Origin of the sequence: Acidovorax sp. YS12 (assembly GCA_021496925.1) — a bacterium.
Classification (GTDB): domain Bacteria; phylum Pseudomonadota; class Gammaproteobacteria; order Burkholderiales; family Burkholderiaceae_C; genus Paenacidovorax.
Genome location: CP053915.1, coordinates 3947677 through 3967532, shown reverse-complemented (window position 1 = coordinate 3967532; position 19856 = coordinate 3947677). Strand labels below are relative to the sequence as shown.

At 59.7% G+C, this 19856-nt stretch carries 23 protein-coding genes; 8 read left to right on the top strand and 15 right to left on the bottom strand.

What is annotated here, in order from left to right; translation table 11 throughout:
* Window positions 1-25: 25 nt before the first annotated feature.
* From YS110_17765 to YS110_17755, 3 genes are all read right to left on the bottom strand, one after another.
* The gene (locus YS110_17765) at window positions 26-2284 is read right to left on the bottom strand and encodes a DDE-type integrase/transposase/recombinase (GenBank protein ID UJB66470.1); all 2259 of its coding nucleotides are present in this window, start codon (window positions 2282-2284) and stop codon (window positions 26-28) included.
* Window positions 2275-3177 carry a TnsA endonuclease N-terminal domain-containing protein gene (locus YS110_17760; GenBank protein UJB66469.1) on the bottom strand — a complete coding sequence of 301 codons (903 nt, stop codon included), beginning with the start codon at window positions 3175-3177 and terminating at the stop codon, window positions 2275-2277. Before YS110_17760 ends, YS110_17765 begins: the two co-directional genes overlap by 10 nt.
* Window positions 3178-3489: 312 nt before the next feature.
* Complete coding sequence (locus YS110_17755; GenBank protein ID UJB66468.1) at window positions 3490-4095, bottom strand: helix-turn-helix domain-containing protein; 606 nt, start codon at window positions 4093-4095, stop codon at window positions 3490-3492.
* 24 nt (window positions 4096-4119) lie between these two features.
* Between YS110_17755 and YS110_17750 the strand changes: the two genes are divergently transcribed.
* The 3 genes from YS110_17750 to YS110_17740 all read left to right on the top strand — a co-directional run bounded on the left by YS110_17750 (window position 4120) and on the right by YS110_17740 (window position 6560).
* Complete coding sequence (locus YS110_17750; protein ID UJB66467.1) at window positions 4120-5241, top strand: hypothetical protein; 1122 nt, start codon at window positions 4120-4122, stop codon at window positions 5239-5241.
* 323 nt (window positions 5242-5564) lie between these two features.
* Entirely contained in the window at window positions 5565-6143 is a 579-nt protein-coding gene (locus YS110_17745; GenBank protein ID UJB66466.1) for a DUF2384 domain-containing protein, read from the top strand.
* A gap of 135 nt (window positions 6144-6278) precedes the next feature.
* Window positions 6279-6560 carry a hypothetical protein gene (locus YS110_17740; GenBank protein ID UJB67508.1) on the top strand — a complete coding sequence of 94 codons (282 nt, stop codon included), beginning with the start codon at window positions 6279-6281 and terminating at the stop codon, window positions 6558-6560.
* A 109-nt stretch (window positions 6561-6669) separates the two neighbouring features.
* Here the strand turns inward: YS110_17740 and YS110_17735 are convergent, their stop codons facing one another.
* Window positions 6670-6969, bottom strand: a complete 300-nt coding sequence (locus tag YS110_17735; GenBank protein UJB67507.1) for a helix-turn-helix transcriptional regulator — start codon at window positions 6967-6969, stop codon at window positions 6670-6672.
* Window positions 6970-7047: 78 nt separating this feature from the next.
* On the opposite strand from YS110_17735, the gene YS110_17730 reads away from it, so the two are divergent.
* Window positions 7048-7581: a hypothetical protein gene (locus YS110_17730; protein UJB66465.1), complete on the top strand. Its 534-nt coding sequence runs from the start codon at window positions 7048-7050 to the stop codon at window positions 7579-7581.
* Window positions 7582-7721: 140 nt separating this feature from the next.
* On the opposite strand, the gene YS110_17725 is transcribed toward YS110_17730, so the two are convergent.
* The 8 genes from YS110_17725 to YS110_17690 form a co-directional block, all read right to left on the bottom strand.
* Complete coding sequence (locus tag YS110_17725; protein UJB66464.1) at window positions 7722-8243, bottom strand: DNA/RNA non-specific endonuclease; 522 nt, start codon at window positions 8241-8243, stop codon at window positions 7722-7724.
* A 78-nt stretch (window positions 8244-8321) separates the two neighbouring features.
* Window positions 8322-8822: a hypothetical protein gene (locus tag YS110_17720; GenBank protein UJB66463.1), complete on the bottom strand. Its 501-nt coding sequence runs from the start codon at window positions 8820-8822 to the stop codon at window positions 8322-8324.
* Window positions 8823-8827: 5 nt separating this feature from the next.
* Complete coding sequence (locus YS110_17715; GenBank protein ID UJB66462.1) at window positions 8828-10444, bottom strand: IS66 family transposase; 1617 nt, start codon at window positions 10442-10444, stop codon at window positions 8828-8830.
* A 72-nt stretch (window positions 10445-10516) separates the two neighbouring features.
* Window positions 10517-10858: an IS66 family insertion sequence element accessory protein TnpB gene (gene tnpB, locus YS110_17710; protein UJB66461.1), complete on the bottom strand. Its 342-nt coding sequence runs from the start codon at window positions 10856-10858 to the stop codon at window positions 10517-10519.
* 12 nt (window positions 10859-10870) lie between these two features.
* Window positions 10871-11260 carry a transposase gene (locus YS110_17705; GenBank protein ID UJB66460.1) on the bottom strand — a complete coding sequence of 130 codons (390 nt, stop codon included), beginning with the start codon at window positions 11258-11260 and terminating at the stop codon, window positions 10871-10873.
* A gap of 508 nt (window positions 11261-11768) precedes the next feature.
* A complete protein-coding gene (locus YS110_17700; protein UJB66459.1) occupies window positions 11769-12626 on the bottom strand; it encodes a DUF2971 domain-containing protein in 858 nt (285 codons plus the stop codon).
* A gap of 293 nt (window positions 12627-12919) precedes the next feature.
* Window positions 12920-13210, bottom strand: coding sequence for a hypothetical protein (locus YS110_17695; GenBank protein ID UJB66458.1), 291 nt, complete (start codon window positions 13208-13210; stop codon window positions 12920-12922).
* Window positions 13211-13275: 65 nt separating this feature from the next.
* Window positions 13276-13971: a hypothetical protein gene (locus YS110_17690; protein UJB66457.1), complete on the bottom strand. Its 696-nt coding sequence runs from the start codon at window positions 13969-13971 to the stop codon at window positions 13276-13278.
* Between the two features lie 195 nt (window positions 13972-14166).
* Here YS110_17690 and YS110_17685 point away from each other — a divergent pair, with 195 nt between their 5' ends.
* On the top strand, window positions 14167-15345 hold the full coding sequence (locus tag YS110_17685) for a Fic family protein (GenBank protein ID UJB66456.1): 1179 nt from the start codon (window positions 14167-14169) through the stop codon (window positions 15343-15345).
* 150 nt (window positions 15346-15495) lie between these two features.
* Here the strand turns inward: YS110_17685 and YS110_17680 are convergent, their stop codons facing one another.
* On the bottom strand, window positions 15496-16071 hold the full coding sequence (locus YS110_17680) for a hypothetical protein (protein ID UJB66455.1): 576 nt from the start codon (window positions 16069-16071) through the stop codon (window positions 15496-15498).
* A gap of 193 nt (window positions 16072-16264) precedes the next feature.
* On the opposite strand from YS110_17680, the gene YS110_17675 reads away from it, so the two are divergent.
* The 3 genes from YS110_17675 to YS110_17665 all read left to right on the top strand — a co-directional run bounded on the left by YS110_17675 (window position 16265) and on the right by YS110_17665 (window position 18157).
* Window positions 16265-16516: a transposase gene (locus YS110_17675; GenBank protein ID UJB67506.1), complete on the top strand. Its 252-nt coding sequence runs from the start codon at window positions 16265-16267 to the stop codon at window positions 16514-16516.
* On the top strand, window positions 16513-17334 hold the full coding sequence (locus YS110_17670; protein ID UJB66454.1) for an IS3 family transposase: 822 nt from the start codon (window positions 16513-16515) through the stop codon (window positions 17332-17334). The genes YS110_17675 and YS110_17670 overlap by 4 nt, the downstream gene beginning before the upstream one ends.
* Before the next feature lie 247 nt (window positions 17335-17581).
* Window positions 17582-18157, top strand: a complete 576-nt coding sequence (locus tag YS110_17665) for a hypothetical protein (GenBank protein UJB66453.1) — start codon at window positions 17582-17584, stop codon at window positions 18155-18157.
* A gap of 416 nt (window positions 18158-18573) precedes the next feature.
* Here YS110_17665 and YS110_17660 read toward each other — a convergent pair whose 3' ends face one another.
* Both YS110_17660 and YS110_17655 read right to left on the bottom strand, forming a co-directional pair.
* Entirely contained in the window at window positions 18574-19200 is a 627-nt protein-coding gene (locus YS110_17660; protein UJB67505.1) for a TIGR02391 family protein, read from the bottom strand.
* Window positions 19201-19590: 390 nt separating this feature from the next.
* Entirely contained in the window at window positions 19591-19851 is a 261-nt protein-coding gene (locus tag YS110_17655) for a hypothetical protein (GenBank protein ID UJB66452.1), read from the bottom strand.
* Between the last annotated feature and the right edge of the window lie 5 nt (window positions 19852-19856).

The following is a 19856-nucleotide window of genomic DNA, read 5'->3' as shown; positions in this document are numbered from 1 at the left end:
CGCAGCAGTGGCATCTACAGGTTGTTTAGGCATTTGCAGCCTCCGCATCCATCGTCACGTACAGATCGCTCATCATCGCGTCATAGTTGGACTTGGATTCAGCGCGTGTCTTGACCGATCCCCGAACTTCACCCACCATCAACTGACCAGCAAGCTCATTTTCAAAGGCGCGTGCTTCGCGGATAGTTGGTTTGAGCCCTTTTGCACGTTGGCGTGCTGCCCGAGTTTCTTCAAGGGCGTGCTTGCGGATGAGTTCCATGCGGTAGTAGCCAAGTACTGCTTGCTCCACGCGCTGGTGTGCAATGTCTGCTGCCTTGAGCTTCTGGAGCGCAAAAGCATCAACCACCTCGTCGTGGGTGAGTGCGGGATCAGCACGGGAATGGTCTGAAAGTGTGAGATCGATCAGGCCTGTTCCGCGCTCGTAGGGAATCCAGATCCGTGAAACAGAGCCGGGGTAGTATTGAGCAGGGATTTCCCAACTGCCCTTGACTGATCGGACGCGAGTGGTCCACCGTTCAGTCTCTACGATCGGTGCGATATAGCGATTGGTTCGGAACATGACGCCGTGTTGGGTCACGCGTGCGTTGGCCTCGGGCAGCAACTGAGTGATCAACTCCGCCTGCGACTGTGCGCGTGAGAAGCCAATCCCCATCGCATGGCCCCAATGCCAGAGGCCGGAAGGGCTGGGGAATACTCCTTGCGCAATCATGTGTGCGTCCAAGCGTTTGCTGCGGTCTGCAGTCAGGTTGTAGATATAGAAGCACTCGTGAAGAAACTGCATGTACTGACGCACCGACATGGTGGCTGCTGCGGGGTTTGAACGGCGCAGGTCATACTCCTTGCGGCGGGCATCCATGGCACCAGGGATGAAGTTGTACTGCACGTTTTTCATGATGCGATGCATCACTTCCACCACGCCTTTCAGATCGGGACGGAAGGGGGCGGTGTAGCTGAGCGTAGTGAGCAACTTCATGCCAGTGGCCTTTGCACGCTTGGACAGGTACTCCCCTCGATCGCAGAGCAGCCTTGCGGGGAGGGTAGGCGCCGGGAACAGGGACTGCCGCATGTCGTATCCCCACAGATCACTCAGGAGTTCGGTAGAAGCGACCGTGTTGAAGATGCTCACTTGGGCGGTATCCCAACTGGGTCCGGTGAGACAAACATAAAAGCCAACAACGGCTGTCGAGAAAACATCCACGATGACGTAGACGACCGGACGGCCGATGATCCATGTGGGGTCTATCGATGAGCGCAGATAGACGTCACCGATGGTCGAGTCAATGGCATACATCAGCCCGGGGCCTTCGACACCTTCCCAACTGCATCCAGACAAGCCTCGAAGGGCGCGTTCGAAGTGTCCTTTGCTTGTCTTCTCCCGGATTCGGTCGATTTCTTCGACTTCCTCCGTCAGTACCCGCTTGACCTGCTGATAGTTGGGATACTGGCCTTTCTCGAGGTCTACAGCCACGATGTTGCCGTTGTCGTCATAGCGCATTGCTGTGGTGAACTGACTGGCGACGATGCGTTTATAGCGCTCAGGCATCGAAGGCTTTGGTGTCGGCGTGCCCTTGTCGGCGACCATGATTTTTACGCGCCAGATAACGTTCATCCCGGGCTGAAGGGGCTCGCCCCAGCAGCCGTGCAGCAGTTTTGAAAGCCGTTGGGCGAATGTCTTTCTGCCCGCTTTCTTCCGGGGACTTTCGCCTGACAAGTCTCGGCGTTTTCCGCGGCCTCCGCACTTGTCCCAGCGCGCTCGGAGGCTGATCCGGGTAAGGCCGAACATGCAGAGGATTGACCAGAGCCGGTATACGTGCGATCGGCTTACCTGATGTTTCGTCACGGCTTCTTGTACCAGGCCCGAGAGACTGCCGTGAACCAGAAGGCCTTCTTTGAGCTTCTCGTGGTCGAGAAACTGTTCCATGATTTGGCATCGTTTCTCGAAAGCGCTCACAGCATTTGGCTGTTCGATCTTTTGGTAGTACAGGCCAGGAAGATCCAGGCTGAGTGCGATCAATTCATGGCTCTCAATCAGATCGAGGAAGTCTTGTCGCACCACTTTGTGCAGGGTGCCCACGAGAGGTGGTTTGGGAAAGCGCTTCTGGCGCTTCAGTGCTTCGATTCTTGGCCGACCACCCCGAATCTTGACGGGAGGTGTGATTGGGCTGATCAACACACAAAGTACGGCATCGGCGATAGCGTCATCTATGACGACTCGGTAGATTCCCGCAGAAAGCCCGTGGGTGTCGGTGGTCAGCCGGTACAACTGGTTGTGCATCAGAGACATGCAGATCTCCGCGCCAAGATGGGGTTGAGAGAAGAAAACGCTTCCACGGAGAGCAAGGTCAAAGGCTGGGAAGGCCTCCATCCCCGACGGAGATCAACAGGCAGCAGACCACGCCAGACTGCTTGCCACAGCGCTCGCTGTGCTGCGTGTCGCTGTGTATCACCGCCGAAGCTGCCTGTTAGGTGATGGATCACATCCGAGTACGGGTGCCAGGGCATGGAACGAACCGCCTGGCACGCGACGCGGATTTCGGACTCGGATGTAGGGTTGTCGAATCCCCATGGCGAGGTTCGGCGAAGGGTGAGGGCCACACTTTTTTCATACTGGTCTGGAGTGATGAGCAGCCAATCCACGCCACGGTGCAACCAATAGGTCTTTTCCAGAAGAAGAAGCTCCTTGGTGCGCCTGGTGAGGGCGCTCGTCGGTTTGCAGGAGACAGCGAGGAGTTCCAGAGCTCCGCAGCGATTCTGGAGAACCAGTAACAAGTCAGTGGTACTGGTCCAGACGTGGGACTGGTCTCCCTCTGTAAGCTTCGGGTGCTTGATGTCTAGTGATCGAGCTATCTCAAGGGTTCCCGGATAGTGCTTCAATCCGGAGCCCACTTGCCAGCGTGAAATCTCATGTGTGGCGCTCTCTTGACTCAGCGGGAACTGCTCCACGAGGTCGACCAGATTCGGGATCAGGCCTGCGAAGTTCAGCCCGGCCCACTCCTGGTCAGAAAGAAGTTCACGCTGGCGGTTTCGCCAGACAATTAGATGGGAACGCCCTCTGCTGGATGGATCACCGCGGGAAACACAATGCCAAGGGACGTAGTCTGCGTAGGTGCCGTCACCTCGGCCTTCTCTCAAGAAGCGTCCAAGGACTTTAGGCGTGAAGCGTTTTTCGGTCCGCATCAATTCACCTCAGTTCGCCGGAGCGTGAGGGGTGAGCGGAAAGCTGATCCGGTAGGTAGAAACGCGTCCTGCGGTTGACTTGAGCGGTGTTTTTTTGGGGCTGTGCCGCTTGCTGAAATTGGCCTGCACATGTCACGGACTGGCCGTGATTGAGGGCTTCTTGCATAGATCTGACTCTCGGGTGTTCGCCTGTGAGGCGTGAACATTTCCCCCACCCGTGTGTCAGATCTGTTAGTCTAGCGGTGCGACTCGCGAAGACTTCGGTCTGAGCACCCAGGCGGCGGGGCTTCTGAAAAGGGGTCCTGCCGTTTTTTATTGCATGCTTACCTCCCCAAGGACGACCCGCAGTGACTGCACTTTGGCCGGAGATAGCTGATGACTGAGCGTGGCTATCTCCCTGAGCAGCTCGGCCACGTGTCGGGGAGTTTTCTTACCTACCTTGAGCCCTAGGCCTGTGCGTTCTTGTTCGGCAGCTTCGGCGAGAAGTTGCCATTCGAATGGCGTTGCTCGGAGAGCTTTAACAAGGGCGGCGACGACCTTGCCAGAAGGTGGCATGCGTCTTGTGTTCTCCAACTCAGAGATCAGTGATGGGGGCAAGCCTGCCTTCCGCGCGAGTTGCCGCTGACTCAACTGACGCGCCTTTCGGAGCTCAAAGAGCAGTTCGCCGAAGAGGACGGTGCTGCACTGCCGAGAAGGAGTGGTTTGTGTGATCGAACAGCGCTGCGACGTGACGTGATCCATGAGCGAAAAGGCGCGTGAGCCTATGCCGAAAGTACCTGATAGCTGCCTGAAATGCGATGCAATTTCGTGTGAAATGCGCAGGCATGTTTTGTATTGACAGCCCGGAGCGGCAACAATCTGATCAGTTGTTTTGCGACGCATCCTTCTGTTGGAAGCTGCTACTGGCGGATCGACCATGCTGTCGCCCACACAAAGGTACTAATGCTTCTTGATCAAGGCAATGCATCGATGCTGCGGCAGCGAGCTGGAACTAACCATTTCAAAGAACGGTTGCTCAAAAGCCAACATCGCCCTGGGGTGCCGCAGGTCCGGTTGGTGATGGACCGTATCGCGCAGCTGGTCGAATCGAGTACTTTGGATCCGCGGACTTGGCGCAACTGGTTCGGCCATTCCCCTGCTAGGGCTCGGGCGGATGCAGTCTCGTGCCTGGATCAATGTGCCGCTCAAATACCAGGGCTCCGTGAACAACCACCCAACTTCTATCAGGAGCTAATTTGTGGCGGGCTCATGCGTCGCCTGTCAGCTCCAACGAAGAGCAAGTCTCCGAAGGCCGTTTTGGAGCAGAGGGCGTGTGACTACACGCCGATCAGCGCGCTGCACTTGCATTTCGACGCCATCGATGTCGCGACCTTTTCTTCAAGCGGTGGCGCTGTGGACATGGAGACTGTCAAGGTGGTCGCGGCCGAGCGAGTGATGGAAATACTGCACCATCGATGGCACCCTCGCTCTGGCCATGTTTATCCCAGTCTTACTTCCGATTTGGCCTTAGAGTGGGCCGCTTCGCCAGAGGCGGAGCGTGCAGCCATCAGGCGGACTCTGGACCGCTTTACTCCTCCAATGTTCGATCACTGGTTGAACATGCCGCCTAAGCCCAAGGTGGACTCATTCGCTGAATTGCGCGATCTCGCTCCGGTTCAGATTCACCGGCTGCTTTTTGCCTTGGCAGCAGATGCAAAATTTCTTCGTGCGGATAGGGCTCATGCATGGAGCTTGGATTTGGCAACATCCGCGCTGGCGCTGAACGCTCTTGTCTGGGCAAAAAAATACATGATCGCGGCAAGCGGTGTTGAGCCTGAGGTCATCTACCTGGCCGCATTGGATTCACTTTTTTATGGTGAAGAAGACGCGGAGGAGCTGGAGCTTTTGCTTCCTCAGGCTCTCGCATTGGGTGGGGTTGATTGGACGCCGGATTCACATGAGAAGCTAATTGATGCGCGGCAAAGTTATCTCACGTTGCTTAATAGTCTTGGACTGGCACTCTCAAATGTGGCGGCTGCGGTTGAATCGTTTGAGAGGGCACATCCTATACGGATGGTTCAGTGATCCATGGCGATTGATGACTTCGAAGGCAAGGTGTATCAATTAGACAGGGCTACAAGAATGAGCCCTGTGGTTGAGGGGTAAGCGTGGTCTGAGGTGATACAGAAGTTGAAGCCGGCACGCTCGATGGGCACCACTGTGTCAGATTGCAGATATTTGACGTGCTTCCGATTCGTCCGACTGCGCTGTTGGCATTGCTGTGGCTTGCCACCTCGCAGGAGGTGGCTCGCGTGCTCGGCTCTTCATCCTGCAGTGGCAGAAAGCGGAGGGGGCAAAGGCTTGCTAAGACGACAAACCGTGCGCAAAAATAGCTCTTTGATGGACGCATGATGCCGCCCACACAATCCCTCAAGGTCACCGAAGTGGCGAAGCTTAAGCGAGGCTCTTCCAATGGTCGACCAACGAGTCGTCGCCCGACAGTGGTGCTTGCGTGGCCCACCTCGCTGTGCTCATCTGGCCGTCGGCCGTTTCAACATGAGCGCTTCTTTGTCAATGCCTATAAGGCGCCGCTCTTCGATTTGGTGGAGATGGTCAAGCTGGGCATTCCTGCCGAGGTGATTGCCCAGTTGGCGGAGCACATGCGCATTCCGCCAAAACGATTGACGGACACGTTGGGCCTCTCGCAGGCCGGCGTGCAACGCAAGGTTGCGCAACAGCGGTCCCTGACGACGTCCGAGTCCTCCCGCGTGCTGGGCTTGGTTCGGATGATTGAACAGGTGCAGCTCATGGTCCATGAGTCAAGAAAGCCTGAGCCATTCGATGCAGCAGCGTGGCTGGCAGGCTGGCTGGAGCAAGCGCTGCCCGCTCTGGGTGGGTGCACACCCGCCGAATTCATGGACACGGCAGAAGGCCAGGCGATGGTCGCACAGTTGTTGGCGCAAGCACATAGTGGCACGTATGCCTGAGGGCAAGGTAACGTACGTTGGAAACATCGCAAAGGAGCGACGGACATGCCCATCGATCGTGCCGACTACCCGCAGATACCGCATGACTTTCCCATCACGCCGACGATTTCCGCGGTAGGTGGTGCGCAACCCAAGCTGAGCCTGGTGCAGGAGGACGGGAAGTTTTACGCTCCGGGAACGTCACCCTCTGAGGTACTTGCGGCTTTCGAGGTGTGCGATGACCTGGTCGCACAATTGGCTCCGTACTGCCAGCGCAAACTGGCCGAATTCGGGGGCGATCAGCGCGCCACTGCGAAGGCCGTTTTTCAGGGCCTCTTGAACAAGAGATGGTGCACGGCCGAACAAAGCATATGGATCATGCTCAAAACAGCTGAGCAACTGAGCTGGCCATTGCGTGAAGGTGATTTGCGCCGCTGAATGCCTTTCAGCAGAAGGGCTGTCTTTCAGCGATCAGTCGGTTCGCGTGCTGCGACGCTTACATGGTTAGGCGAGACAACTGCACTCAAGAAAGGAATGAGCGGGTCGGCTAAGCAGCTCTATCGGCGTTCCGCATCTTCCCCACCGTCTGGTCCAGCAACACGCCAGGCGTCACGCCCAATCCTTCGGCCAATTTGAGAATCACCCACAGCGTCGGCTGATTCTCGCCGCGCTCGATTCGCCCCACATGTGCACGTTCCAGGCTGGAGCGATGGGCCAAATCCTCCTGCGATACACCCGCCACTAGACGCAGTTCTCGCACGACCTGACCGAAGGCGAGCACCGACTTGGGCTCGAAACTGCGTGAGCCGAAAGGCCTTCCTTTGCTGATCTTCGGCTCGCCCGACATGGGCTTGAGGATCAGCTGATGTATCATCAAAAGCCACGCATAATTATGCGTAATCACCTTGATAACTAGGGAGGATCCATGTCCGTCAAACGCTGTCTGGTCTTTGTCGTAGCGAGCCTGTTATGGGTCTGCGCCCACGCTGGCGTCAAAGTCCTTGATGTCGAAGTGGGGGTGTCCACGATTGAGCAGGTGCGCAAAATCGCATCTGCCTCTGGCAAGGTGCAGGACGCCGGCATCAACAGTTGGACCAAGGGACAATCCCTGCTTGTCCAACAAGGCAATTACGGCATCGAAGGCCTGCAGTCGGTTCAATACATCTTCGATGCTTCAGGCAAGCTAGCCTGCGTGTTGATGACCATGGGCAAGACTCGATTCGGGGACATCTTCGATCTGCTGGCCAGCAAGTACAAGCTGGTCAAGCAAGCGCGTCCTTTCGTCGGAGACCAGTATGCGCAGTTCAGCGTTCCAGATGCCATCATCGAGATCAGTGCGCCTCACATGGGTTTCCAGATGGAGATCAGCTACATGACGCCGGTTTTCGTCAAGGCGTGGCAGGACGGGGTGAAAAACCAAGATCGGCAAAAGCGTTCAGAGGAGAAGGCCAAGCTCTGAGCATGACCTGTGCAGAAAGGAGCCTCAGGGTGATCATGGTTCGCTGGATGCTTTAGCCTGCTACGCAGCCAAGCTATGCGAAATCGTTTAACAAGGCTGAACTTCCCCAGAGAAGCTCCTATCTGTGTGCGGCCGTATGCTCAGTTCACACGGCTGGGCAGGAACTCAATCCCTGTGCGTCGAACCAGCTCCGCATAGCTGATAGGCCGTGATACACGCTCACCTTCGCGATTGGCTTGCCAGTGCGCCCAGGCGCGGCCGGTGGTGGCGTCGTACACCAGCTTGAAGAGGTAGGTGGGCACCTTCACGCTATGGGGGCCGATGCTCTCGCTTTCGCGCGTAGACACTGGGCCCGTGATCACATACACGTCGCCTTGGGCGCGCAGCGCATAGCGCCGCGTGTCTTGTTCGATCTTGGCCCAGGCCCCGCTGTTGTGCTGGATGTTTTGCGGGACCACATTCGCTAGGGAGAAGCTCTGGGCCATGGCCGAAGGCGTAGGCATGTCGCCGGCCGGTGCCATATGACCACGGGAGTAGCCTGAACCCTTGTAGTCCTCCAGCTCCGCACGCTCATCACGCGGCAGCCTCGCATCGGCGAAGAAGCGGTCGGCGCGCTTCTCGTCGGCGTCTTCGAGCAGGCGCCGGTTGAGCCGCTGGGCCACATAGACTGGAGTGCGGGTGGAGCCCCTGTGCGTGAGCGTCCAGCCGTTCCACCATGCTCGGGAGGGAGCCCGTGATCGTCAGGATGTGGTCGTAGACCCGACGAAGGCCACGCACTCCGCGAGGTTGAGAGCGACCAGCAGCAGGTACTTCTCGGCATCGGTGCGCACCCGCAGCAAGTCGTGGTCACCGAGGTATCCGTAGACGAAGGCGAGCAGGTAGCGTTCGGGATGCTCGTCGCAGAACTGCTGCACGAGCTGATCGGCCAGCTTGGCCGGCAATCCCTCGTTGAAGCGGGCGCGGGCTGTCAAGCGCTGCATGCACGTCTCCTGCACGTCCTCCGAGACGATCGGCCATGTATGGCCGCTGCGCTTCATTGCCTGGAACGTCACGAACAGGATGTGCAGCGGCACCTCCAGTTGCACCACGCCGACTCCCATGCGAGGCAGCGCAAGGATCGAGGCGAGCAGGTTGGGCTGCTGCGCAAAGATCTCGTCGGCCAGGCCGACCTTCTGCGCCTGGCCCATGCCGTTGACATCGATGGTCGCCTGGACCATCACGGCCTGCGTGATCACGCCCATCTTCCTCAGCCCAGCCGCCAGCGGTGCGGCAGCAGCTCATCCAGCCGATGACTCGGGTACGAGTGGATGCGCGCCAGCACATCGCGCAGATACGCCCATGGATCCAGGCCATTGAGCTTGGCAGACTGCACGAGACTCATCACCACGGCTGCGCGCTGGCCTGCCAGCTCACTGCCCACGAACAGCCAATTCTTCGCGCCAAGCTTCCAAGGCTTGATCTGCCGCTCGATGAGGTTGTTGTCGATGACCACCGCACCGTCGTCCAGGTGCAGCGTCAGCGCCTTCCAGGCATTGAGGCTGTAGTCGATGGCCCCGGCGATCTTGCTGCCAGCCAGCACCTGCGCGCGCTGCAGCTTCAGCCACACCTCGAACTCGTCCCACAGCGGCTTGCTCAATTGCTGCCGGGCCTGCCGACGGCTGTCGTGATCCATCTCGGCGAAGGCCGCCTCTGCACGGTAGATCCGCGCCCAGCGCTGCAGCGCTTCGGTGGCCGCCGCACTGGCGCTGTCGCCACCGCGGCTGAGCTCCTCGAAGTACCGCCTGGCATGCGCGGCGCACGCCGCCGACCTGCGCTGCGGGTAGATCCTCGCATCCAGCACGGCGTTGTAGCCCGCGTACTGGTCGGTGATCAAGGTGCCGTTCCACGGTGGCTCCCGGTATGGCGGCCCCTTGCCGCCGAGGAAGGCGACTGGATACTGCGCCCCTCGGCCCAGGCAGAACTCGTAGATCACGCCCGGCTGCGGGTCGTGATGGCTGCGCGCCCAGGCCCAGACGTAGGCCTTCTTCGTCTTGCCTGCGCCGGGCTCCAGCAGCGGGACCGGGGTCTCGTCAGCGTGAAGTACCCGACAGCTGAGGATGAAGCGCCGATGCGCCTCGTACAGCGGCTCGAGCTTCGCACCGCCGGCGCCGCCCCAGGCGGCCAGCGTCGAGCGCGGCGTGTGCACGCCCGAGCGCGCGTTGATCGGCTCCTGCCGGTAGTACGGCAGATGGTCCACGAAGCGGCTGATCAGCGTGTGCGCCACCAGCCCGCTGGCGGGAATGCCGCCGTCCACCACGTCCGGCTCGGCCGGCTCCTGGTGGATCTGCTGGCAGCACCGGCAGGCCCACTTGCCGTAGATGTGCCGGTGCACGAAGAACTTGGCCGGAACGATGTCCAGCTTCTCGCTGACGTCCTCGCCGATGCGCTGCATGGGCCGGCCACACTCAGGAGTCGGGCAGTTCGTGTCCAGGGGTTCGTGGCGATGCTCGACGCGCTCCAGGTGCTCGGGCAGCGCCTGGCGGCGCGGCTTGGCGCGCGGCGCCTTCGGGGTCTTGGGCACCTCGGGCAGGCCGCGCTGCAACTCGGCCAGTTGCGCCTGCAGGCTGGCCTTGTCCTCGGCCAGCGTATCCTGGAACAGGGCGCGCTGCTGGGCCGTCATGGCTTCGGTCCTGGCACCGAACTTCCAGCGCTTGAGACGGGCGAGCTCGAGGTTGACCTTCTCGAGCTTGGCATGCGCCCAGGCGATCTCCCTCGCCTGGGTCTGCACCTGCTGGCGCAATCGCGTGATCAACGCGGCCGCCTTCGACGGCAGTTGCGCCATGTCGATGGAGGAAGCAGCGGTGTCGCCGAGCATGTTCGGCATATTGCACGAGTCGCCAGGCGCTGCGCATCGGCAGATGCGATGTCAACGGCAGCGCTGGGCTGCCGGCCACCCTCACGCCCGGCTGATGACGCTGAACTCGCCCAGGCGCTGCCAGGGCAGGCCGACCGCCAGGGCTTCGAACTGCTGCGCGCTCAGCTGCAGCGTTGCAGCCTGCCCTGGCCCACGCTCCAGCCAGACGAAACGCCCCGTGTGCAGCCGGCGCGTGGCGCACCACACACCGAAGCCGTCGTGTACGAGCAGCTTGATGCGCGTGGCGCGCAGGTTGGCAAACAGATAGCCGTGGTGCGCACGCGCCGAGCCGACGGTATTGACGACGATGTTGAGCAATCGGTCAGCACCGGCGCGCATGTCCTGCGGCTGGGTGCACAGCCACAGCGTGTCGATGCGGATCAACGGACCGGCTCCTCAGGCGGCGCACAGGGCATCGGCCAGGGCGCGCAATTGCGCAGCGTACAGTGCGCCTGCGCTGGCAGCGCACTGGAGCTTCACGTGCAGCCCGCCGCGCTGAAGCTCGATGCGGATGTCCGTCTGTCGTGCAGCAGCGGCGATTGGCTCGGGGCGCGGCAACTCCACGGGGACGAACTGCAGGGCAGGCGCGCTGCCACCGGCCGCACCCGCCGCGGCACACATGCGCTTGAGGCCCCGGCCCGCGAGCCACTTGCGCGCGACGTTGGTGTTCAGGCCGTGCGCGATGGCCACTGCAGAGACCGATGCGCCGGGCTGTCGGCACTCCGCCAGGATCTGCGCCTTGAAATCGGCGCTGTGGACTCGGCGATTGGGAGTATTGGGATGCATAGGCGTCCGCCAAATTTAGGTGGACGCCATCCTCGGCAGTCGTTGTGTCAGGCGCAAGGTGGGATCGCTGGACGCTCACCCCTGTGCAGCACTGCGAAGGCCTCGTAGCAAAGCTCGCGCAGTGCGGGTTGAGCGGGTACCTGGGGCGGTTGTCCGTTCGCGAAAAACTGCGGGCATTGTGCGAAGCGCGTGGGCAACTCGACGCGCAGCGGCTCACCTCGAGAAGACCGCGCAGCAACGGGGAAAACAGTGCAGAGGAAAGCTGCAGCGGCAATCGCTACGACCAACGCGGCAGAGCCTGCATACTTCGACCGTATTTGGACACTAACCCGGTTTGAGTTGGACACTCATTTCGCCCCGAATTGGACGCGCAGATCGGTGGTGCTGGACAACGGCTGCTATGCGTGAAGGCTCAACCCCAACACCAATTGCGTGAGCTGCGGCACATGCATCTCGCTCCTGTAGCGTTTTGAAATAGCTGAGTGAAGCCGAGGCAGTTTACCAATGCTCAAAGCATCGCCTTGGAGATGAGCATCCCAAAGCGATCCCTATGTTGGCGGGATTGGTATACCCGAAACGGTCGGTACCCTGCTTGAACTCGCTCCGCGTTGAAAGCTTGAATCGCCTCGCGTGTTGCTGTCGAGGCCCTGGCCCCCAAAATCACGCCTGCGATCGCGTTAGGCCGAAGGCGCACTGCAAAGTTGCTCTGAGGAACGACAACTCGCCACTCTCGCTCATAGGACCATGCAGTGGACTTTGACAGGTAGGCTGCCGTTTGATCATGCCGGTTGGCATTGGGAAGGGTAATCGTAGGGAAAGTTGCGGTGTAAATGGCTTTCTCAGCGAGCAAGAATAGTTCATCCTGCGTGGTATCAATCTGGACACAGTAGCCACGGTGGTCAGCCGCATAGTGTGCCCACATGGGCTCGTTCCTCGGATCCTGAGAAGCGCAAAAGACACCCATGGTCTTCTCCAGAGCGGTCTGAAGCTCTGCCATCTCAGCGGGGCCCATTTTTCGGCGTCGTAGAACGCCCGTCAGCGCGATCCGTTTCGCTGGTGCCATGTGGCGGAGCAGGTGAGCATTGGCGTTCAGCCAATCCTCAATCACTTGAGGATCATTGGTTTGCACCACATTGAAGCGCATATCGTGCAGGTCATTCAGCGTTTCAGCTGCCGCTACCCAGATCTTGCCACGCACAAGAAAGTCTCTGGCTCGTTCAAGGAGCGCAGCCTTGGCCTGCTCATCGGGATTGTCGGTCTCCAGATGCCGGTACTTATAGAGGTACAAGGGAAGGTTGCCGTCCCCGAGATCCCAGCGGCGCCCTTTGAGGGTATCGGCACGGCGATCCCGATCAGTGCCCTGCATGAAAGATGCAGCTATATCACCCACGCCTAACGCGTAGCACACCTCAAAGGATTGACAGGAGGGTGTAGTTCCGGGGCCATTCGGATACTCCAAGGGGATAGCAAAATCAGGGCGCAAGGCATTTCCCTGTCACACGTTAAGGTAGCTAGGCCAGCGGCGCCAGTTCCTTCAGGTGTGCAAGCAGAGAAGGAAAATCATCTGCGACGAGCGGCGCGATACACTGATGGGCCATCGTAGTAATGAGGCAGACTGCGCTCGTCCGTCTCATAGATCAAAAAAAACACTGTGCAGCTTCATGTAAATAGCGCCCTGCGTATGGACTCCTTGCGAGAGTCCAAGAGCTGCTTACGCTCTTCTTCGGTGTCCACCGCGAACCGCAGAAGGAACTCGAACGGGTCTATATTAAGGTCATTGGTCTGCTTCACGATAGCCTCAGCTGTTGCTTGAGTGCGCATAGTCTCCAATTCTAAGCCCAGGGCATTAGCCACAGCATCGTCATAGGCCATGACCTCCGCGTGAATCTGGGGATAGGCGTCCAGGAAGCGGGTGTGGCCTTGAGCCATTTGTTTAGCGGTCGGGGGCATGTGGGATTTTCAGGTGATATGGGAGAGGCTCAGTTGAGGGGCCGCTACCTTTTTAGCGAAGGCGGCTACAACGGGGCTGCACACGCATCAAACAATGCACGGCCGAAATGTGTTGTGTAGATCGTGGAATAGACGTCTGGGCCGCCCATGTACTTTGCAGTTTGCAGACACTGCAGGCGGAACAGGTTCGCGATGGCGAGCCCTACTTCAATGGAGGGCTGCTTTGGTTTCGTGAGAGTCTCGCTTTGCTTCGGTAGCTCAAATTCCACGATCGCTGGCAGTTGTGCGGCCAATATGCAGTGCGTGTCGGCTTCAGGTGTTGAATAGACGTTGTTGAAGATCAGCGCATCCAGCGATGACATCTCACTCAAGGCCGCAACGAAAGCTTTGTTTGGAAGCGCTCCACCTTGGGCGTTGGAGAAGCTCAGGGCTAAATTTGCCCATAGCTCGCGCACTTCTCCAGAGTCCTCCAGAGACACTGCTTCGATCAGTGGCACGCTAACCCCCATTGGTACAGCGCGTGGCGCATATCTGGAGCCCAGTGCAGCGATCTTTTGATCCAGACGCGTCTGCATGTCCAAGGCATTTTCCCAACGCCGATACTTGATCTTGTCGGTAAGCAGACCTGCTGCCTCCGTCAAAGGCTCCTTGACGATTTGTGCAAGGAAGCTGCCCGTGGCACGCCCTGCGTCAATCGCTTTGCCCGCTGTTTTAGCGACTTCCTCCGCTGCCTTTGCCACAGATTTTGTCGACTCGTCCATGCATGCTCCTCCGTCTCTATCGCTCATTCTGCAACACGAGCGTGCATGCCAGCTTGAACACCTCTCATAGGCATTGCCCATACTCTCACCGAAATCAGTGCTTGGCATAGTCGCATCTGCATCCGCAAAATTCTTCCTGAATGTCTGGATAAGTCCATCAAAATCATGGGCTTGCACAAGTTTCATGATTCGCAAATGGTCACGCCACCGATCACGCCAGCAGCTCTTGAGCCGCTGCTGCCCAGAGTTCCTCAAGCCGATGGACTGCTGGGGAAGGCCCGTGACCTCCAAATGGCGGCCGCACGGCTGAGCGGCGCCTGCCAGAACGGCGCGAACGCAGCACTGGCGAATCTGCTGCCGTCGATGAATGCCTACTACTCGAACAAGATCGAGGGGGAACACGCCAGTCCGCTGGAGATTGCGCGCGCCCTCGCGGGGGATTTCTCTCCCGATGTGGATAGGGCTCGGCGCCAGCAATTGGCCGTGGCGCATGTGGAAGCCGAGCGCTGGCTCCAGGCGTCCTCCCAATCCGCTGCCGATCTCTACTCGCCCCCTGTCGTAAGGTCTATTCACTCCCATATCCTTAGACCTTTGGCCCCCGATGGTGAGCCCATGCCACGAGCGCTGCGCATATGCGATGTGACCATCGGGCGCCATATCGCGCCAGGCAGGGAGGCACCGGATGCCATGCTCCAACGCTGGGCCGAGGTCTACGGCGGTGTGCGGCGCGGGGAGACGCAGATCGTGGCCGCGGCGGCCGCACACCACCGCCTGGCCTGGATGCATCCGTTTGCCGACGGCAACGGGCGGGTGGTCCGCTTGCACACCTGGGCCGTTCTGCAGTCCCTGGGTTTGGCCCCAGGGCTCTGGTCGCCGTTGCGCGGCCTGGCGAGAAGTGGCGGCAGGTACAACCAAAGGCTGAGCGATGCAGATCAGCCCCGTCAGGACGAACTGGATGGGCCCGGGCCGCTCAGCGAGCGCATGCTGGTGGCGTGGATCGACTTCTTCCTGGACATGTGCCTGGAGGAGGTGCGCTTCATGCAACACATGTTCCACCGGCAAGATATGCTGGATCGGTTGAAGGCGCTGCTTGTGCATGAAGAGCAAGTGGGCCAGCGAGGGCTGCGCATGGAGGCACTGCTGCCCCTGCACTACCTCTTTGCCACGCAAGGGGCAGTCACTCGCGGGGATTTCGCGGCCATGACTGGGCTGGGCGAGCGTACGGCCACAACCCTCATCAGAAAGCTGCTGGAAGCCGGGTTGCTGCAGTCGGGCTCGCCGCGCGGCTTGGTGCGCTTCGGTGTGCCGATGGACATGTTGCGGTTTTTGTTGCCCAACTTGTGGCCGGAGGCTGAGGCAGCTTGGGCTGAGTGAGCGTCGCCTTTAGTCACGTCTCGACGGCAGATCTTCCTTCACCAGGCCGCTGATGAAGGGTGAGTTGCCCAGGCCCATCTTGCTGGTGGAGGTCAGGGAATCGCCGCGCCAGAGAAACGCGTGCGCAGTGAGGAATCAAGTCCAAGCCCTTCAAGCGGCCACACATTGCTGCAGCTTGCGTCGCAGGTTCTGCCGGACTTCGAGGTTGGACAGGCCAGTGGTGCCCTCGCAAACGACCAGGTTGCTGATGGCAGCTTGGGGCCAGTCCTCGATGTCATCGTCCAGGGCGATCCAGTGGCGCGGCTTTCTGCGCTGCACGTCGGCCAGGATCTGCATGCCGCGCGGGGTACTGCGGAACGATGCCAGGTTCCACGGATCGGCGCCATGGACACGCTTGTGGTATGTACCTCCGATGAATCGCGCTCGCAGCTGCTCGGGCAGGCGCTGGAGCGTCTTGGCATAGCCCGGGCGGATGCACCAAGTGCTGCTGAGCACCAGGGCCACAGAGGGGTGCGGGGCCAGCTCTTCCTCCAGGATAGGAAGCCACTCGAACAGCGCATGGCCGGGGGCCTCGTAGGGGCTCATGTAGATGCCGCGGTAGGGGTGCCAGAGCACGGCTTCATGGTGAACCACGCCATCAAGGTCAAGGTATAGAACCACATCGGCGCTGCGGGGAGCGGAGGCCGGGAGGTAGGGGGCAAGGGGGCCTGCGGGCAGAGTTGCCATGAGGGCATTCTCAGGCGTGCGCTGCAAGCCGCGTGCGTTGAATGCGCAAGAGCGGCCTCACTGAGGCGCCAAAGTGCCCTCCACCACTACTCGAGTTAGGTCTGCTCCGGGGCGGCAAATACACGCATCAGTCGCTGGTAGATCAATCTCACGTATTTCAAGAATGTCTCAATTAATTTGAAACCTCACAGTACTGGAGATCATCCAGGGCAAGACCAGCGTGGCCGAAGCCAGTCGGTTCTATGACCTGCCGCCCTCGGAAATAGAGAGCTGGGTGGAGGATGGCCGCAAAGGGATGGAGAACGCCCTGAAGGCCAACCCGCAGGACGTGCGCGAGCAGTACGAGCGCCAGCTCAAGGAACTGCAGGAAGCCTACGGCGAAGCGATGCTGGAGCTGCGTGCCAGAAAAAAATTGCAGTCCCTGCTGGGCGAGGACGAGAAGTGATCGAGACGATCCGCCAGGGACTGCAGGCCGATGGCATTACCGTTTCGATCTCCAAGCTGTGCCGCTGGTTTGGTGTGCCCAGGCGCACCGTGTACTACCGCTCGGTCAAAGCTACGCCAAAGTTGCAGGATCGCTTCGTGGCGCCGATCAAGGCCATGATCGAGGAGAACCCGTCCTTCGGGTATCGGACCGTGGCATACCTGCTGGGGTTCAACAAGAACACCGTGCAGCGCATCTTCCAGCTCAAGGGCTGGCAGGTACGCAAGCGCCCGGTGGGCTTCAGGCCCAGGATCCAATCACTGCCCTCAGTGGCCAAGGCGCCCAACGAGCGCTGGCCCACTGACATGTGCCGAGTCTGGGCCGGCCGCGACGGCTGGACCACGATGGCCTTGGTGATCGACTGCCACAGCCGCGAACTGCTGGGTTGGCACCTGTCGCGCAGCGGGAAATCGAAGACGGCGGAGTCAGCGCTGGAGCAGGCGCTGATCGCGCGCTTCGACACGCTGGACCGAGTATCTGAGCCGTTCCTGCTGCGTTCGGACAATGGGCTGGTCTTCACCAGCCGCAGCTTCACAGCCCTGGTTAAGAGCTACGGACTGCGCCAGGAGTTCATCACACCGCACAGCCCTGAGCAGAATGGCTTGGTCGAGCGGGTGATCCGCACGCTCAAGGAGCAATGCGTGCATCGGCACCGCTTCGAATCGCTGCAGCATGCCAGCCGCCTGATCGGGGACTGGATCCACTTCTACAACCACCGGCACCCGCACCAGGCGCTGAAAATGAGAACACCCGCTGAGGCGTTTGCATTAGCGGCCTGACCTGTGCAGGTTCTGCTGGGTCAATACACCGAAGCTCACGAACGTCATGGCGTTGACCATAGAGTTGGGCCTGGAATTGGTGCTCGTGCCAACCGACATGGCTGAATCGCTGCAGCAATCGCGCAGTGCGTCTCGAACAGTTCTTACCGATCTTGAGCGTTTGCTCGGCCTGCGGTTAGAGGGGACTGGGACCCGTACGGACGGCTGACCGTTGGCGTATCAGGCGCTGGTGTCCCAGAATGCTCCCATGACGGCCTTGCTGCCAAGTTCCAGCGCTCCTTATCTTCCCATTTCCAAGCCACGTAGTGCCGACACCGTGCTCTACCTGGATCTTGACGGCGTGGTCCACCATGAAGCTGTGCTCTGGCATCCCCGTCGTGGCATCTACATGAGCCCGCAAGAAGCTGCCGATCACACCCTGTTCGAGTGGCTTCCTATCCTGGAAGAGGAACTGGCCCAACACCCCGCTGTGGCCCTGGTACTTAGTAGTACCTGGTGCATCCGCCCCGGCTATGCCAAGACGCTCCAGCGCCTGCCCGAGCAACTACGCGCGCGATTCATCGGCGGCACGTACCACAAGCGTGTCCATGGAGCCGATCCATGGAACCTAGTGTCATTCCGCAGTACGCCGCGCGGCGTGCAGATCCTGGCTGACGTGCAACGCAGAAAACCGCGTCACTGGATTGCCCTGGATGATGACATTGAGGATTGGCCAATATCAGCCATCAGCAACCTGGTGGCTTGTGACGGCACCACCGGACTGTCCAACCCGGAAGTCAGGCGGGAGCTGCGGCACAAGCTGCAGCAATGTGCAGTCGCATAAAGGCTTGCACTCGACTCCTCACGGCGCACGCAGTTCTCCGGTGTGGCGATTTCCTGCCCGCCGCCAGCAAGATAGGCCTGAGCAATTCGCCCTTCATCACCAGCCTGACTTACTGGCCAAGGAAGAGCGAATAGATGTGGAGGATGGGCTACCCGCACATCCACCAGTAACAGCACCGTCATGAGCGTCCATGCCGGAGTCTCATCGGCGCGCAACGGCGCCGCGAACTCGGAGGGGTGATAGTGCACCAGGATCACGGTCGTCTAGTTGCACGCCTGGCATTCCTTGATCACTTCGTGTGACTAACTGAGCGCGTTGACGCGAACCCACAGAGCCGGCACCGTCGGCTGAGAAAGGCCCGGTCTTCAACTTGAGCCGCAAGAGGCTGTTTGTCGACACCTGCCGCCTAGCGCGCCTCAGACTGGCCGTGCCTCGGCAACTCGGCGAGCCAGAAGACTCGCAAACACGAGGTACTGAGCAGCCTGCACCGGATCCAGGTCGTGCGCCAAGCTATGGGCTTTTGGGTTGCGCACACCTACGAAGGCACCGGAGAAAATTTGCATGAATCCCGATTGATCGTTTCGGCCAGATTCGGTCTCCAAGGTGCTGAGCACCAAGCGAGGCTGATGAGGTGACAGCGCTTGCTCTACAAGCGCCTTGCCATCGAGCACAAGTCCAGTGCGCGCACGAATGAAGTCGCCGAGGGCGACGAAGGCGTTAAGGACCGCGTCTCGCAAGTGGCCAGCCTGGTACTGAGTCCAGGAGCTATCGATCACGACAGGATGCAGCAATTCGCGCAATGCCTCGAGCCCGCTAGATTTCTCCTGCAGTGGCGGCTCATCATCCCCTGCGAGTTTGCTGTCAATCAGCGTCACGAATTCCGCGGCCCTATCCACCGACTCGGCATGAATGGCCCCAGCGTCAATCATGTCGCGCATGTTCGCCCGCATCGCTCGCCACCTGGCCAGATCAACATCGCCGGTTAGATCTTCATACTGCTGCTCAAGCACTTCCAGTGCTTCGATCTGTGCATCGTATGGCATTGCAATACCGGAAACATACCGGCAATGAAGATGCGCTTGTACGACAAAATCGAGATGAATCGGACGTTGCTGATGGGCCTCATAAGCTCGCATCAATGCCGCGCGCGCCGAGCCGATGAGTATTTTGAGCTTTTGCGCCTGCATGACTGTTGGGTAGATTGAATGGCTCCGCTGAATGTAAATCACCGACCGGCAGGCCCGCAATCTAGGCAAGTGTCATTTACCCCCCCCTCTTCTTGCGCAGTGCGGAGATGACTGGTCAATTAGCAGCGACCTCGGTCAGTCAAGCGTTGAGGGCGAACTGCCGCTGACTGGCATCGAACGGTCACTGGGCACGCCGACCACAAATTCCGCCAACGTCGACTATAGATAGCACTACGGTCGTAGAGCTCATCGTCCGTTGTTGTCAGGAAGTACGTCGTCAAAGGCACCGTCCATGAACTGTCGAGCCATATTTCCCTGCAAGCGGGCTGATTCGTCAATGCTCATCAGGTCGATCCGACGATTCGGGAGCAGCCTGACCTTTAGTAGGCTTTCCGGCCCGCGCAGGCCCTTGCTGAACAACAGCTTTCCCTGAACGAGTTGCTCACGGACGATCTGCATGCACTCTTCAAACTCCGCCCTCGTTGAGGGCGTTTCCATGTGTCTCATCACTT